This is a genomic window from Bradyrhizobium sp. SZCCHNS3016 (assembly GCF_032484535.1).
GTDB lineage: Bacteria > Pseudomonadota > Alphaproteobacteria > Rhizobiales > Xanthobacteraceae > Bradyrhizobium.
Genome location: NZ_JAUETE010000003.1, coordinates 377,210 through 392,009, shown reverse-complemented (window position 1 = coordinate 392,009; position 14,800 = coordinate 377,210). Strand labels below are relative to the sequence as shown.

The 14,800-nt window shown below is 66.6% G+C and carries 13 protein-coding genes; 7 read left to right on the top strand and 6 right to left on the bottom strand.

All coding sequences use genetic code 11. The annotated features are described in order from the left end of the window. The first annotated feature begins 127 nt into the window (after positions 1-127). Positions 128-2,449, top strand: coding sequence for a TonB-dependent receptor (locus QW881_RS09280; RefSeq protein ID WP_315757015.1), 2,322 nt, complete (start codon positions 128-130; stop codon positions 2,447-2,449). 134 nt (positions 2,450-2,583) lie between these two features. Here QW881_RS09280 and QW881_RS09275 read toward each other — a convergent pair whose 3' ends face one another. Next, positions 2,584-3,096 carry an N-acetyltransferase gene (locus tag QW881_RS09275; protein WP_315757014.1) on the bottom strand — a complete coding sequence of 171 codons (513 nt, stop codon included), beginning with the start codon at positions 3,094-3,096 and terminating at the stop codon, positions 2,584-2,586. Positions 3,097-3,344: 248 nt separating this feature from the next. On the opposite strand from QW881_RS09275, the gene QW881_RS09270 reads away from it, so the two are divergent. The 4 genes from QW881_RS09270 to QW881_RS09255 all read left to right on the top strand — a co-directional run bounded on the left by QW881_RS09270 (position 3,345) and on the right by QW881_RS09255 (position 8,134). Then, positions 3,345-4,745, top strand: a complete 1,401-nt coding sequence (locus QW881_RS09270; RefSeq protein ID WP_315757013.1) for an ethanolamine ammonia-lyase subunit EutB — start codon at positions 3,345-3,347, stop codon at positions 4,743-4,745. A 17-nt stretch (positions 4,746-4,762) separates the two neighbouring features. Then, complete coding sequence (gene eutC / locus QW881_RS09265; RefSeq protein WP_315757109.1) at positions 4,763-5,524, top strand: ethanolamine ammonia-lyase subunit EutC; 762 nt, start codon at positions 4,763-4,765, stop codon at positions 5,522-5,524. Continuing rightward, positions 5,517-6,923 carry an ethanolamine permease gene (eat, locus tag QW881_RS09260; protein WP_315757012.1) on the top strand — a complete coding sequence of 469 codons (1,407 nt, stop codon included), beginning with the start codon at positions 5,517-5,519 and terminating at the stop codon, positions 6,921-6,923. The genes eutC and eat overlap by 8 nt, the downstream gene beginning before the upstream one ends. Before the next feature lie 149 nt (positions 6,924-7,072). Then, positions 7,073-8,134 carry an AraC family transcriptional regulator gene (locus QW881_RS09255; protein WP_315757011.1) on the top strand — a complete coding sequence of 354 codons (1,062 nt, stop codon included), beginning with the start codon at positions 7,073-7,075 and terminating at the stop codon, positions 8,132-8,134. A 16-nt stretch (positions 8,135-8,150) separates the two neighbouring features. On the opposite strand, the gene QW881_RS09250 is transcribed toward QW881_RS09255, so the two are convergent. The 3 genes from QW881_RS09250 to QW881_RS09240 all read right to left on the bottom strand — a co-directional run bounded on the left by QW881_RS09250 (position 8,151) and on the right by QW881_RS09240 (position 10,905). After that, complete coding sequence (locus tag QW881_RS09250) at positions 8,151-9,323, bottom strand: M20 aminoacylase family protein (protein ID WP_315757010.1); 1,173 nt, start codon at positions 9,321-9,323, stop codon at positions 8,151-8,153. 78 nt (positions 9,324-9,401) lie between these two features. Continuing rightward, positions 9,402-10,334, bottom strand: coding sequence for a glycosyltransferase family 2 protein (locus tag QW881_RS09245; RefSeq protein WP_315757009.1), 933 nt, complete (start codon positions 10,332-10,334; stop codon positions 9,402-9,404). Between the two features lie 49 nt (positions 10,335-10,383). Then, complete coding sequence (locus QW881_RS09240; RefSeq protein WP_315717312.1) at positions 10,384-10,905, bottom strand: NUDIX domain-containing protein; 522 nt, start codon at positions 10,903-10,905, stop codon at positions 10,384-10,386. A gap of 127 nt (positions 10,906-11,032) precedes the next feature. Here QW881_RS09240 and QW881_RS09235 point away from each other — a divergent pair, with 127 nt between their 5' ends. Beyond that, on the top strand, positions 11,033-11,917 hold the full coding sequence (locus QW881_RS09235) for a metallophosphoesterase (protein WP_315757008.1): 885 nt from the start codon (positions 11,033-11,035) through the stop codon (positions 11,915-11,917). Positions 11,918-11,932: 15 nt separating this feature from the next. Here the strand turns inward: QW881_RS09235 and QW881_RS09230 are convergent, their stop codons facing one another. Together QW881_RS09230 and QW881_RS09225 are read right to left on the bottom strand one after the other, a co-directional pair. After that, the gene (locus QW881_RS09230; protein ID WP_315757007.1) at positions 11,933-12,481 is read right to left on the bottom strand and encodes a hypothetical protein; all 549 of its coding nucleotides are present in this window, start codon (positions 12,479-12,481) and stop codon (positions 11,933-11,935) included. A gap of 236 nt (positions 12,482-12,717) precedes the next feature. After that, entirely contained in the window at positions 12,718-12,924 is a 207-nt protein-coding gene (locus tag QW881_RS09225) for a hypothetical protein (RefSeq protein WP_315717315.1), read from the bottom strand. Between the two features lie 194 nt (positions 12,925-13,118). On the opposite strand from QW881_RS09225, the gene QW881_RS09220 reads away from it, so the two are divergent. Continuing rightward, a complete protein-coding gene (locus QW881_RS09220) occupies positions 13,119-14,567 on the top strand; it encodes a short-chain fatty acyl-CoA regulator family protein (protein ID WP_315757006.1) in 1,449 nt (482 codons plus the stop codon). Positions 14,568-14,800: the final 233 nt, after the last annotated feature.

Below are 14,800 nucleotides of genomic sequence, written 5' to 3'. Positions count from 1 at the left end.
ACGCGCACGGCGGCAGCGTGCAGGAATGGGTCCGTCGCAAGCCGACGGCAGGCGCATCCCGCCAGCAACGAAAGACGTGGGACGCCTGATCAGGATCAGGAATTGAAGGATGTTGTCGAGAGCCTTGATGTCGGGCTGCAGCGCCGCAGCCATGTTGTGCGTTTTGGGTGCGCCCGCGCGCGCTGACGATCCGAAGCCGGCGGCCGAGTTGCCCGAGGTCAACGTGACAGCGCCGAGCCCGATCCGGGCACGGAAGCCGGTGGTGCCGCGGCCCAATCCTACCGCGCGCGTCGCGCGCGGGCCCCGTGCGCCGACGCCAGCGCGAGAAGCACAATCAGCGCCACCGCCGCCGCAACAGGGCGTGCTGCCTGTCGTCACCGACCAGTTCGCAACCGTCACCGTGGTGCCGAACGAGGAGCTTCGCCGCTCCGGCGCCGCCACGCTCGGCGACCTTCTCAATTCGAAACCCGGCATTACCGGATCGAGCTTCGCGCCGGGCGCCTCGAGCCGGCCGATCATCCGCGGCCTCGACGTCAACCGCGTCGGTATCGTCGAGAACGGCATCGGCGGCGGCGGTGCGTCCGATCTCGGCGAAGATCATTTCGTGCCGATCGATCCGCTCACCAGCGACCAGATCGAGGTCGTCCGCGGCCCCGCGGCGCTGCGCTACGGCTCCACCTCGATCGGCGGCGTCGTCAGCGCCACCAACAACCGCATTCCGCAGGCCCTGCCGACCTGTTCGACCGCGCCGTTCCAGACCTATGGCCTGCCGGCGAGCGCGCCGGCCGCGGGCAGCGCGCCTTGCGTCACCGCGGAAACGCGCACCTCGTTCAGCTCGGTCGACCGCGGCGTCGAGGGCGGCGTGCTGCTCGATGCCGGCGGCGGCAACTTCGCACTTCATGCCGATGCCTACGGCCGCAAGACCGGCGACTATTCGATTCCGGGCTACCCCTATCTGTTCGACCAGACCCGCCCGGTGAACGGCCGGCAGCCGAACTCCGCCGTGCAGAACGATGGCGCCTCGATCGGCGGCAGCTACTTCTTCACCGGCGGCTTCATCGGCGCGGCGATCCAGCAGACCGATGCGCTCTACCACATCCCCGGCATCGACGGCGCCGACAGCCGGACCCGGATCGACGCACACCAGACCAAGATCACCGCCAAGGGCGAGTATCGCCCGGACTCCGCGGCGATCGATGCGATCCGATTCTGGGCCGGCGCGACAGACTATCGGCACAATGAGCTCGGCCTTGCAGCCGTCACCGACCCGACCACCGATGGCGTGCGCCAGACCTTCACCAATCGCGAGCAGGAAGCGCGCGTCGAGATGCAGATGATGCCCGTCAATCTGCGCTTCGCCACGCTGACGACCGCCTATGGCGTGCAGGCCGGGCACCAGGAGCTGAATGCGCCGAGCCCCGACAACCCCGGCTCGGTGTTCAACGGCCTGTTCGGCCCCAACACCAACAATCGCGTCGCCGGCTATGTCTTCAATGAGTTCGCCTTCTCGCCCTCGACCAAGGCGCAGGTCGCCGGCCGGATCGAGCACGTCGCGCTGAACGGCTCCACACCGAACTTTCCGGTCGACTATCTGCCGGACGGCACGCCGCAAGCCAACATCGCCCGCAATCCGTCGTACACGCCGAAGAGCGCGAGCGTCGGCCTGTTGCAGAACCTGCCGGGCGATCTGGTGGCGAGCGTGACCGCGCAATATGTCGAGCGCGCACCGAAGCCAGCCGAGCTGTTCTCGCGCGGCGGCCATGATGCGACCGCAACCTTCGACATCGGTAATCCGAACCTGACCATCGAGACGGCCAAAACCGTCGAGGCCGGGCTGCGCAAGGCCACCGGCCCGTTCCGCTTCGAAGCCACGGCCTACTACACGCAGTTCAGTAACTTCATCTATCGCCGGCTGACCGGCGTGATGTGCGGCGACGATTTTGCCTCATGCGGCACCACCGGCACCGAGCTGAACCAGGCGGTCTACTCGCAGCGCAACGCGCTGTTCCGCGGCTTCGAGTTCCAGAGCCAGTTCGATGTCGCTCCGCTCGGCAGCGGCATCTGGGGCATCGAGAACCAGTTCGACGTCGTCCGCGCCACCTTCTCCGACGGCACCAACGTGCCGCGGATTCCGCCGATGCGCGTCGGCGGCGGCCTGTTCTGGCGCGATGCCAACTGGCTGACCCGCATCAACCTGCTGCACGCCTTCGCCCAGAACGACATCGCACCGATCGCGGAGACACCGACGCCGGGCTACAACCTGCTGAAGGCCGAGGTCAGCTACCGGACCAAGCTCAATCCGAACATGTTCGGCGCGCGCGAGATGCTGGTCGGCCTCGTCGGCAACAATCTGTTGAACGAAAAGATCCGCAACTCCGTGTCCTACACCAAGGATGAGGTGCTGCTGCCCGGCATCGGCGTGCGGATCTTTGCCAATCTCAAGTTCTGATTGCGAGCTCAGAAGGGCGTGAAACGCGACAACCCCCTTCCTTCGTCATTGCGAGGAGCGAAGCGACGAAGCAATCCAGACTTCTCTTGGGGCTCTGGATTGCTTCGCTTCGCCGCTTCGCTCGCAATGACGACCTACCTGGCGTAGTCCCAGTCCGGACGGATCGCGCCCTCGACGTCCTCGAACGCGCCGTCGACGAGCTCGTTCACCAGCAGCCGGTTGTAGTCGACCGGGCCCGGCATGATCGCCCGCCCTTTCGGCACCGGCTTGAACCCAACACGGCTGTAGTAGGCGGCGTCGCCGACCAGCAGAATCAAGCGATGGCCCTGCGCCCGCGCGTCCGCGATCGAGCGCTCCATCAGCATGCGGCCGATGCCGTGCTTGCGGAACGGCGGCTCGACCGTCAGCGGCCCGAGCATCAGCGCCTTGGTGTCGCCGACGCAGATCGGGAGCTGCCGCACCGAGCCGACCAGCAAAGTGCCGATATGGGCGGTGAACGACAGCGCGAGCAGATGATCGACATGCTCGCGCAGTCGATAGGCACTTAGCACGAAGCGGCCGGGGCCGAAGGTGCGCTCATGCAGCCGCTCGATCGCCTGCGCGTCGCCAGGCTTTTCGGCGGAGATCGTAATGGACAGGTCACTCATGTGGGGTGGCGAGATAGCATTCTGGAGCGGCGCGGTCCATGGCGTGCCGTCCGCGCGTTGACAGCATTCGCCCGCCCCGGGGGCGCCAATGCCAATTTTCTGAGCACCCGCGTGGCATGACCGAAGATTGTGCTAAAATGTCAAGTTTCCGGAGCCGCCCTCGCTTAACCTGACCCAGGTCATGAGCGTTGTGGTCGCTGTCGCGGCCGCTGGGACCGCTCTGACGCAGCACGAGCGGCAGGTCGAAGATGACGGGTGCGTTCCGGTCGCGCCATCGCGGCGAAACTCATGTGTTCGATGATCTCAAGACGCTGTTGGCCTGCGCCTCGCCGCGCCGGTCCGGCGATGAGCTGGCTGGCCTCGCAGCCGACAGCGCCGCGCGGCGGGTGGCGGCGCGGATGGCGCTCGCTGACGTGCCGCTGCGACGTTTCCTCGACGAGCCGCTGATTCCCTATGAGAGCGACGAGGTCACGCGCCTCATCCTCGACAGCCACGATGCCGCCGCATTCGCGCCCGTCGCGTCGCTGACCGTCGGCGAATTGCGCGAATGGCTGATGTCCTGGAAGGCGGACGCTGACCGGCTGGCCGCCCTCGCGCCGGGCCTGACGCCGGAGATGGTGGCCGCGGTCTCCAAGCTCTGCGGCAATGGCGATCTCGTCGCTGTCGCCGCCAAATGCCGGGTCGTGACCCGCTTCCGCTCCACGATCGGCCTGGAGGGGCGGCTGTCGTCGCGGCTGCAGCCGAACGATCCGACCGACGATCCCCGGGCGATCGCCGCAGGCACGCTCGATGGCCTGCTGTTCGGCATGGGCGATGCGGTGATCGGCATCAATCCCGCGACCGACAATGTCGAGGCCTGCATCCGCCTGCTCACGATGCTCGATGATCTCAGGCTCAAATTCGAGGTGCCGACGCAGTCCTGCGTGCTGAGCCACGTCACGACCTCGATCCAGGCGATCGGGAAAGGCGCGCCGCTCGATCTCGTCTTCCAGTCGATCGCCGGCACCGAGGCTGCCAATGCCGGCTTCGGCGTGACCCTGGCGCTGCTGGCCGAGGCGCAGGACGCAGCCTTGTCGCTGAAGCGCGGCACGATCGGCAACAACGTCATGTATTTCGAGACCGGCCAGGGCGCGGCGCTGTCGGCCGACGCTCATCACGGCCTCGATCAGCAGACCGTCGAGGCCCGCGCCTACGCGGTGGCGCGCGCCTTCTCGCCGCTGCTGGTCAACACCGTGGTCGGCTTCATCGGTCCCGAATACCTCTACGACGCGAAGGAGATCATCCGCGCCGGGCTGGAGGATCATTTCTGCGCCAAGCTGCTCGGCGTGCCAATGGGCTGCGATGTCTGCTACACCAACCATGCCGAGGCCGATCAGGACGACATGGACGATCTGGCGCTGCTGCTTGCGGCGGCCAACGTCAACTTCCTGATCGCGGTGCCCGGCGCCGACGATATCATGCTCAACTATCAGAGCCTGTCGCATCACGACGTGATGCGGCTGCGGCATCTGCTCGGACGCCGCCCGGCGCCGGAGTTCGAGGCCTGGCTGGCACGGATGGGCCTGCTCGACAGCAGCGGCCGCATGCCGCCGCTGCCCGGCAGCGCGCCGGCCGTGGCCCGGCTGATCGGCCATGGAGCGCGCGCGTGAGGGACGATGCGTTCGACATGTTACGCCGGATGACGCGCGCCCGCGTCGCGCTCGGCCGCTCCGGCGACGGGCTGCCGACGCAGGCCAAGCTCGCATTCCAGATGGCGCATGCGCTCGCCCGCGATGCTGTCTGGGGCCGCGTCAATTTCGACGGCATCGCCGACGCGCTCGCGCCGCGCGAGGTGATCAAGGTCGCGAGCGCAGCGCCGGACCGCGCCAGCTATCTGCGCCGGCCCGACCTCGGGCGCCGCCTGGCCGCACAGGAAGCCGCCAGGCTAACATCCGGTCCGTACGATCTCGTCTTCATCATTGCCGACGGGCTGTCGGCGGATGCGGTCGAAAGCCATGCCGCCGCTGTCGTGATCGCCACCGAGGCGCGTCTGACGGGCCTGTCCATCGGCCCGATCGTGCTGGCTTCGCAGGCGCGCGTGGCGCTGGGTGACGCTGTCGGCGCCGCAATGCGCGCCCGGCTGGTGGCGGTCCTGATCGGCGAGCGTCCGGGTCTGTCGGCGGCGGATTCCCTGGGTGTGTATCTGACACTGCACCCTGCCCCTGGCCTGCGCGACAGCGCGCGCAACTGCATCTCCAACATTCATCACCATGGGCTGTCGGCCGAGCGCGCCGCCGACAAGCTGGCCTGGCTGGCGCGCGAGGCGCTGCGGATCGGCGTCACCGGCATCGGCCTCAAGGAGGCGGCGCCGGACGCCGCGATCGAGACGACCACACCGTCATCACAAATCACCCATCACAAACAGACAGGAGCGACTGGACATGAGTGACGAGACCAAACCGACGCTTTCGAAGAGCCTGACCGGACTCCATCTCTGGGGCATCGCGGTCGGGCTCGTCATCTCCGGCGAATATTTCGGCTGGAGCTATGGTTGGGACAAGGCCGGCACGCTCGGCTTCCTCGTCACCACGATCTTCATCGCGGTGATGTATACGACCTTCATCTTCTCCTTCACCGAGCTCACCACCGCGATCCCGCATGCCGGTGGTCCGTTCGCCTATTCCTACCGTGCCTTCGGCCCGCTCGGCGGCTTCGTCGCCGGCTTTGCGACACTGATAGAATTCGTGTTCGCACCGCCTGCCATCGCGCTCGCCATCGGCGCCTATCTCAACGTCCAGTTTCCGGGGCTGTCGCCGAAGACGGCCGCGCTCGGCGCCTATGTGGTGTTCATGGCCCTCAACATCGCGGGCGTATCGATCGCCGCGACGTTCGAGCTGTTCGTCACGGTCCTGGCGATTGGCGAACTCCTGGTGTTCATGGGCGTCGTGTCGCCCGGCTTTTCCTTCGCCAATTTCACCGCCAATGGCTGGGCCGGTGAGAATTCGTTCTCGCTGGCGAGCATCGGCGGCATCGTCGCAGCGATCCCCTTCGCGATCTGGTTCTTCCTGGCGATCGAAGGTGCCGCCATGGCCGCGGAGGAGACCAGGAATCCGACGAGGACCGTTCCTCGCGCCTACATTGCCGGCATCCTGACGCTCGTCGTGCTCGCCTTCGGCACCATGATCATGGCCGGCGGCGTCGGCGACTGGGCGAAGCTCGCCAATATCAACGATCCCTTGCCGCAGGCGATGAAGATCGTGGTCGGCGAGAACTCCGGCTGGCTGCACATGCTGGTGTGGATCGGCCTGTTCGGTCTGATCGCCTCGTTCCACGGCATCATCATGGGCTATTCGCGGCAGATCTTCGCACTGTCGCGCGCCGGCTTCCTGCCGGCCAAGCTCGCCGCACTGCATCCGACCTGCCGCACGCCGCATTGGGCGATCCTGGCCGGCGGCGTGATCGGCATCGCCGCGATCTACTCCGACGAGCTCATCCAGTTCGCCGGACAGACGCTGACGGCGAACATCGTCACCATGAGCGTGTTCGGCGCGCTCGTGATGTACATCATGAGCATGGCCGCTCTCTTCCGCCTGCGCGCCACCGAGCCCAATCTTATCAGGCCGTTCAAGGCGCCGCTCTATCCGGTGCTCCCGGCCGTGGCGCTGGTGTGTGCGACGCTCTCGCTGCTCACGATGATTTGGTTCAACCTGCAGGTGTTCGCAGCCTTCGTGGTGCTGTTCGCCGCCGGTCTGCTGCTCTATCGTCTGACGGCCGGCAAGCGCGGCAACGCGGCGAATGACGATCTGCTCGACATCGCCTTGACCGAGGCCCGCGCCATGGCCGACTGATCCGCCAGGGCCGGCGAGATCCAGGATCGAGGCAAGCCCTCCGCGTCCCTGCGCGGAGGGCTTTATCGATAGCCCGCTTCGGCAGGCACGTGACTTGCATAACTACGAGGTGTCAACCGACGGCGTACGTCCTCAAAGGCGAGGATTTCATGGCACAGCCTCTTGCAGCCGAACGCGAGCATCCGCGCGACCGCAGCCGGAACATTCTGGCCGCTGCTGCGACCGGTGTCGCTGATTTCATCGCCCTGACGGGAGGCCGTCCGGAAGCGGTATTCGAACGGGTGGGCATCGATGCCGAATGCCTGGGCCAGACCCGCCGCGCGCTCGACCTCGCCGACTATGTCGCGATGATGGAAGACGCCGCGCAGGAGACCGGCAACGACAATTTCGGACTGTGGTTCGGCCAGCGCTACCAGCCGCAGATGCTCGGCCTGATCGGCGAGATCGCGCTGTCCGCGCCGACGCTCGGTTCGGCGATCGAGCATCTCGCGCTGTGGTTTCCCTGGCATCAGCAGGCCACCGAGACCCGCCTCGCCCGCAAGGACGGCTTTCTCCGCCTCGAATATCGCATCCTCGACGGCTCGATCGTCGATCGCCGGCAGGATGCCGAATTGACCATGGGCATGTTCGCGAACGTCTTCCGCGCGTGCCTGCCATCGGGCTGGGCGCCTGACATGGTGCTGTTCGAGCATGCCCGGCCGGCCGCCTGGCGCGATCATGAGGCAGCCTTCGATGCCGACGTCGGATGGTCGCAAGGCACCAATGCGCTGGTGTTTCGCGACCGCGGCCTGGACCGCGCCATGCCAGGGACCGATCTGTCACGCCTGCAGCGGCTCACGACCGATCTTGCCAGTGTCGCCGGCTCGTGCGGCACGCCGGCGTTCCTCGATCTGGTCCGCGGCGAGATCAGACGACGGCTGTCGGCCGGCGCGCTGCATCTCGAGGAGGTCGCCGACGCGCTGTCGACCACGCCGTGGACGTTGCAGCGCCGGCTTGCCGAGTTCGGCGCCACCTTCTCCGACCTCGTCGAGGCGACCCGGCTCGATCTCGCCCGCCACTATCTGCGCCAAGCGCATTTGCCGCTAGGCGACGTCGCCTTCCTGCTCGGCTATTCCGAGGCGTCCGCGTTCTCCCGTGCCTTCGCGCGCTGGAGCGGCTGCAGCCCGCGGCAGTGGCGCCAACGGTCATTGCAGGCGACGGCTCGCAGCTAGCGCCACGCCGCCGGCATCAATCAGCCGGCATCGTCTTCTCGACCAGCCGCACCCAATAGGAGGCGCCATGGCCGAGAATGTTGTCGTTGAAGCGATAGGCCGGGTGGTGGCAATCCTTGCCGTCGCCCATGCCGAGGAAGACGAAGGCGCCGGGACGGGCCTGCAGCATGAAGGCGAAATCCTCGGCCCCCATCAGCGGCGGCGCATTGTCGACCACCCGCTCCGCGCCGACAACGTCGCGAGCGACGTCAGCGGCGACGCCGGTCTCGCGCGCATGATTCATCGTGATCGGGTAGAGCCGCGTGTATTTCGTCGTCGCCTCACCGCCATAGGTGCGGGCGATGCCGTCGGCGACCTCGGCAATGCGGCGCTCGACCAGATCCTGCACCTCGGGATCCAGCGTGCGCACGGTCCCCTTCAATTCGACGGTCTCCGGAATGACGTTCATCGCCTTGCCGGCCTCGACGACGCAGATCGAGATGACCGCTGACTTGATCGGATCGACGTTGCGCGACACGATCGACTGCAGCGCCGTGATGATGTGCGCAGCGATCAGCACGCTGTCGACCGCCTTGTGAACCCCGGCGCCGGCATGACCGCCCTTGCCGCGGACGGTGATCTCGATCTGGTCCGATGACGCCAGCATCGGGCCCGGCCGCAGCGCGAAGACGCCTTCGGGCACGCCCGGCGCATTGTGCAGACCGTAGACCTCCTGGATGCCCCAGCGGGTCATCAATCCATCGTCGACCATCGCCTTGCCGCCGGCGCCGCCCTCCTCGGCGGGCTGGAAGATTACAATCGCGGTGCCGTCGAAATTGCGCGTGTCGGCGAGATGCTTGGCGGCACCCAGCAGCATCGCGGTATGGCCGTCATGGCCGCAGGCATGCATCAGGCCCGGCGTCTTCGACGCATAGGGCACCCCCGAGGCTTCCTCGATCGGCAGCGCATCCATGTCGGCGCGCAGGCCGACGGTGCGACCTGAACTCGTCCGACGGCCGCGGATGACACCGACCACGCCGGTGCGCCCGATGCCGGTCACCACCTCGTCACAGCCGAATTCGCGCAAGCGCTCGGCGACGATGCCGGCGGTGCGGTGGACCTCGTACATCAATTCCGGATGTTCGTGGAAATCATGGCGCCAGGCGGCCATGTCGTCGGCGAGCGCGGCGATGCTGTTGAGGATGGGCATGGAGGCGGTGTTCTCGTTCAGGACGTTGACGCCCGAACCATGACCGGAACGGCGGACGGACACAAGCTTTCGCCTGCATCACCCCTCGATCGGCGCGTGTGACAGATAGGCCAGCAGCTTCATCTCGCGGCGACCGCGGGTGACGGTGTCGAGCACGAGGCCAGACGAGGCCGACAGCAGCGCCATGATCATCAGGCCCATCGACAACACGGCGGTCGGCAGCCGCGGTACCAGCCCGGTCTCGATATAGGTGACGAAGATGGGAATCGCGAAGCCGATCGAGACCAGCGCGAGGAAGATGCCGATCGCGCTGAAGAAGCGCAGCGGCTTCTCCGAACGATAGAGCTTCAGGATCGTGCCGAGGATGCGGAAGCCGTCGCGCCAGGTGTTGAGCTTGGAGACGGACCCTTCGGGCCGCGCGTAGTATGGCGTCGCGAGCTCGGCGACCGGCAGCGCCAGCTCCAGCGCATGCACAGTCAGCTCGGTCTCGATCTCGAAGCCGTCGGAGAGCACCGGGAAGGATTTGACGAAACGGCGCGAGAATACGCGGTAGCCGGACAGGATGTCCTTGAAGGCCTGGCCGAACACCTCGGCGAGGAAGCTCGTCAGCATCCAGTTGCCGGTGCGATGGCCCATGCGGTAGGCGGCCTGCTCCTGGTCGACGCGCAGACCCACCACCATGTCGAGCCGCTCGCTCACGAGACGCGCGATCATGCCGGGCGCGCTCGGCGCGTCATAGGTCGCGTCACCATCGACCAGCACGTAGATGTCAGCATCGACATCGGCGAACATGCGCCGGACGACGTGACCCTTGCCCTGCCGCCGCTCAGAGCGCACCTCGGCGCCGGCCGCGCGCGCGACCTCGATGGTGCGGTCCTTGGAATTGTTGTCGTAGACGTAGACGGTGGCCGTCGGCAGCGCCTGCTTGAAATCGCGGACCACGGTGGCGACCGCGGCCTCCTCATTGTAGCAGGGCACCAGCACGGCGATCCGCATCGAAGGTGATATCATCGACCCCTCTCCCACGGGACGGGAGACTGCCCTCATTCGGTGCAGAAATTCATAATGATCCGGCGGCAACGTGCTGTTCCGGCCGCCAGGTGGGAATGATCTTAACGCCGTCTAGCACCTCGCGCAGGCGGGACAGCGTGCCGAGCGTGGTTCCCTCCGGCAGCGCGTCGCGGGCGAAGAAGCCGGTCTCCACGATCTCGAGGTTCGGCTCCGGCGGCCGGTCCTGCGTGAACCTTTTGATAACGAAGACGGCGACGTGGTCGCGCGGCGAGACGTGGCCGTTGAGGAAGATGCCGTGCAGCTCTGGCTCGCCTTCCAGCGCGATCCGGCCCTCCTCGAACAGCTCCCGCGTCAGCGCCTCGATGAACGTCTCGCCGACCTCGACGCCGCCGCCCGGCAGGTGCCAACCCGAGACATAGCCGTGCCGGACCAGGAACACGCGGTTCTCGGCATCCAGCACCACGCCGCGGACGCCGAGCGTCATGCCGCGGGCGAAGCGCCAATAGAGGTGGAAGCCGCGCCGGAGCGCGGGCTCGAGCCGGATCCGCAGCCGGCTCAGATATGTCGTCATCGCTGTCGTCGTCCTGGTTGTTCTTGCGCTCGCTGGCAGGGCTTGTCATGAGAGCCGGGCACCACGAGGGATAGCACGAGATGACATCTGGGCGCGCTTGCATCCGCCATCGGCACCGAGGGGCATAATGGCTGCCTTCACGCTCGCCCATCTGTCCGACCCGCATCTCGCGCCACAGCACAAGCCGCGCCTGTCGGAGCTCGTCGGCAAGCGCGCGCTCGGCTATCTCAACTGGACGCGCAATCGCTACAAATACCATCGCCGCGACATCCTCGATCTGCTGATCTCCGACCTGCACACGCAGATGCCGGACCAGATCGCCGTCACCGGCGATCTGGTCAATTTCGCCCTGGAATCCGAATTCCCCATCGCCCAGGCCTGGCTGCGGACGGTGGGGCCGCCGGACAGGGTCACCGCGATCCCGGGCAATCACGACGCCTATGTGCGCTCGACCCGGCTGCGCTTCGCCGAGAGCTTTGCTGACTATTTCGGCGGCGATGCCGCGGGACCGGCAACGTTCCCCTCGCTGCGCCGGCGCGGGCCGCTGGCGCTGATCAGCCTGTCCTCGGCCGTGCCCTCGGCGCCGTTCATGGCGACGGGACGGATCGGCAGCGCCCAACTCGCCGCGCTTGAGCTGCTGCTCGAATCGCTGGCGCACGAGCAGCTGTTCCGCGTGCTGCTGGTGCATCATCCGCTGCGCTCGGCCCACCGGATGAAGCGGCTGACCGACGCCAAGAAGCTGATCGCGCTGCTCGCGCGCCATGGCGTCGAGCTGATCCTGCACGGCCATGACCACGTGCATTCGACTATCTGGATCGATGGCCCGGAGCGCAAGATCCCGGTCGTCGGCGTGCCCTCGGCCTCCTCGATCGCGCATGGCCACTATCCAGCCGCGGCCTACAACATGTTTGCCATCAGCAGCGACGGCAATCACTGGCGCTGCGACATGACCGTGCGCGCGGTCAACGAGGCGCTGCGCGTGCGCGAAATCCGCGAGGTCCGCCTGCTTTGAGTCGCGGCCAAGTCCTCAGATCTGCTGCAGGCTCGCATAGAACGCGACCCCGAACAGCGACAGCGCGCCAAGCACGAAGCCGAGCACGAACGGCCAGAACCCGCCGCGCCGCCGCGGCGCCTCGCTGGTCTCCCTCGCCTGAGCCCGGGCGACGCTGAAGGCACGCTCGCGCTCGACCATGCGGCGGGCGACGTAGTCGGTGACGGCTTTCACGATCGCACCGATGTCGTGCGACTCGACGAGCACGATGCGGCCGTTGCGGGTGTCCTGCACAAAGCGATACTGCCGCTTGTCACGCCCCATCACGACATGGGCGACGACGTCGATCCACAGCCGCGGCGTCTCGCCCTGGCTGATGCCGCGATCGAACAGATCGAGCTGGCTCGGGATCTCCGCAAACAGGGGGGCGAGCGCGTCGTTGAGGATCTCCAGCCGAGCCACTTCGGCGTCGCGCAGGTCGACCACCACGCCCGTTCGGTCTGCGGCCTCGATCCGGGCCTGGCGCAGCGCTTCGCGCAGGCGCACGGGGCGGGAGTCTGCGCTGCTATCGGCGGCCTCGGACATCGCTCACGCTTTCACGGTTCGGCCCTGGTTTCGCCAGGTTCCCACCGTGTAAACCTAGCAGTAACCCAGTATTCTGCAATCCCCTTTCATCTTCAAAGGGTTATAAGCACGCCGTCGTAACCACGAAAAGGACGTGGGCGGCCCCCGCCGATGTGATCCGGCTGAGACCGCCCCGTCCTTGGGCTCTTCCTTGAGCTTATTGAAATACCCGGCAATGCATTCCTTGCGCGGCCGCGTCAGGCGGCCGGAGCGCGCTGCGGTTCCTCGACGATCGAGAACCGCACGCCAGCCTTGTGGCGGTTCTCCTCGGACACCTCGCGCCAGCAATCCTCGGCTTCCTTGCGCGACTTGAACGGGCCCTTCACCTGGGCCGAGCCTTCCACCAGCTTGTGGAAATTCATCGAGCCGAACTCGCCGCCGATCACCCAGAAATTGCTGCTCATGAGACTCTCCTTCAACCGTCACAACTTTGACAGTGCATTGCGAATTGCGTGACAGGAGATAAACGCGAGTCCGGCTGTTTCGTATAGAGCCCTTGTTTTCGAATGGTGATGTCATGTAACATCATCACTTGTCATAAATGTCATTTTGTAAATTTTGTCACAAAGACGGGCCGGCCGGCCCGAAGGGGATCGCGATGCCCGGCGAATCCGGAAAAAAGCTGTTCGTCGGCCCGCGCTTCCGGCGCATCCGCCAGCAATTGGGGCTGTCGCAGACCCAGCTCGCCGAGGGCCTCGGCATCTCGCCGAGCTATGTCAACCTGATCGAGCGCAACCAGCGCCCGGTCAGCGCCCAGATCCTGCTGCGGCTGGCCGAGACCTACGACCTCGACCTGCGCGACCTCGCCAGCGCCGACGAGGACCGCTTCTTCGCCGAGCTCAACGAGATCTTCTCCGACCCGCTGTTCCGCCAGATCGAGCTGCCCAAGCAGGAGCTGCGCGATCTTGCCGAGCTCTGCCCCGGCGTCACCCACGCGCTGCAGCGGCTGTACGCGGCCTACACCGAGGCGCGCCGCGGCGAGACCCTGGTGGCGGCGCAGATGGCCGACCGCAACGAGGGCGCCCGTTTCGAGGCCAACCCGATCGAGCGGGTGCGGGACCTGATCGAAGCCAACCGCAACTATTTCGCCGAGCTCGAGCAGCAGGCCGAAAGCCTGCGCGACGCGCTCGACGTGCCGGCCGCCGAGGGGCTCTATGCGGCGCTCGCGGCGCGGCTGCGCGAAAAACATTCGGTGCAGACCCGCGTCATGCCGGTCGACGTGATGCGCGAGACCCTGCGCCGCTACGATCGCCACCGCCGCCAGTTGCTGATCTCCGAGCTGGTCGACGGTCCCGGCCGCACCTTCCAGCTCGCCGTGCAGCTCGGCATGGCCGAATGCCTGCCGCAGTTCGAGCTCATCATCGGCCGCGCCGGTGCGCTCGACGACACCGCGCGGCGGCTGTATCGCATGACGCTGGCGAGCTACTTCGCCGCCGCCGTGATGATGCCCTACGCCCCGTTTCTCGCCGCGGCCGAAGCGCTCAACTACGACATCAACGTGCTGGCGCAGCGCTTCAACACCGGCTTCGAGCAGGTCTGCCACCGCCTCACCACCCTGTCGCGCCCGAACGCCCGCGGCATCCCGTTCTTCATGCTGCGCGTCGACAATGCCGGCAACGTCTCCAAGCGCTTCTCGTCGGGCACCTTCCCGTTCTCCAAGTTCGGCGGCACCTGCCCGCTGTGGAACGTGCATTCGACCTTCGACACGCCCGACCGCCTCCTGAAGCAGATCATCGAGCTGCCGGACGGTTCGCGCTATTTCTCGATCGCCCAGATGGTGCGCCGCCCGGTGGCGCCGCATCCGCTGCCGCAGCCGCGCTTCGCGATCGGGCTCGGCTGCGAGATCAGGCATGCGTCGCGCCTCGTCTACGCCGCCGGCATCGATCTGGAGAAGACCGAGGGCACCCCGATCGGGGTCAACTGCCGGCTGTGCGAGCGGGAGAACTGCGCCCAGCGCGCCGAGCCGCCGATCACGCGCACGCTGATCCTGGATGAGACCACGCGCCGCGTCAGCTCGTTCGCGTTCAGCAATGCAAGGGAGCTTTGAGACCACGGCTCTCTCCTCCATCATTCCGGGGCGCGCGTAGCGCAAACCAGGAATCCATCCAACGACACCACCTGCGGCCCGATGGTTTCTGGGCTCGCGCTTCGCGCGCCCGGAATGACACCGGGTTTTTAGCCCCATCTATCCACGTCATTGCGAGCGACGCGAAGCAATCCAGAGTCGCATACCGAGGCCTGGATTGGATCGCTTCGCTTGCAACGACGTCGAGATATGAA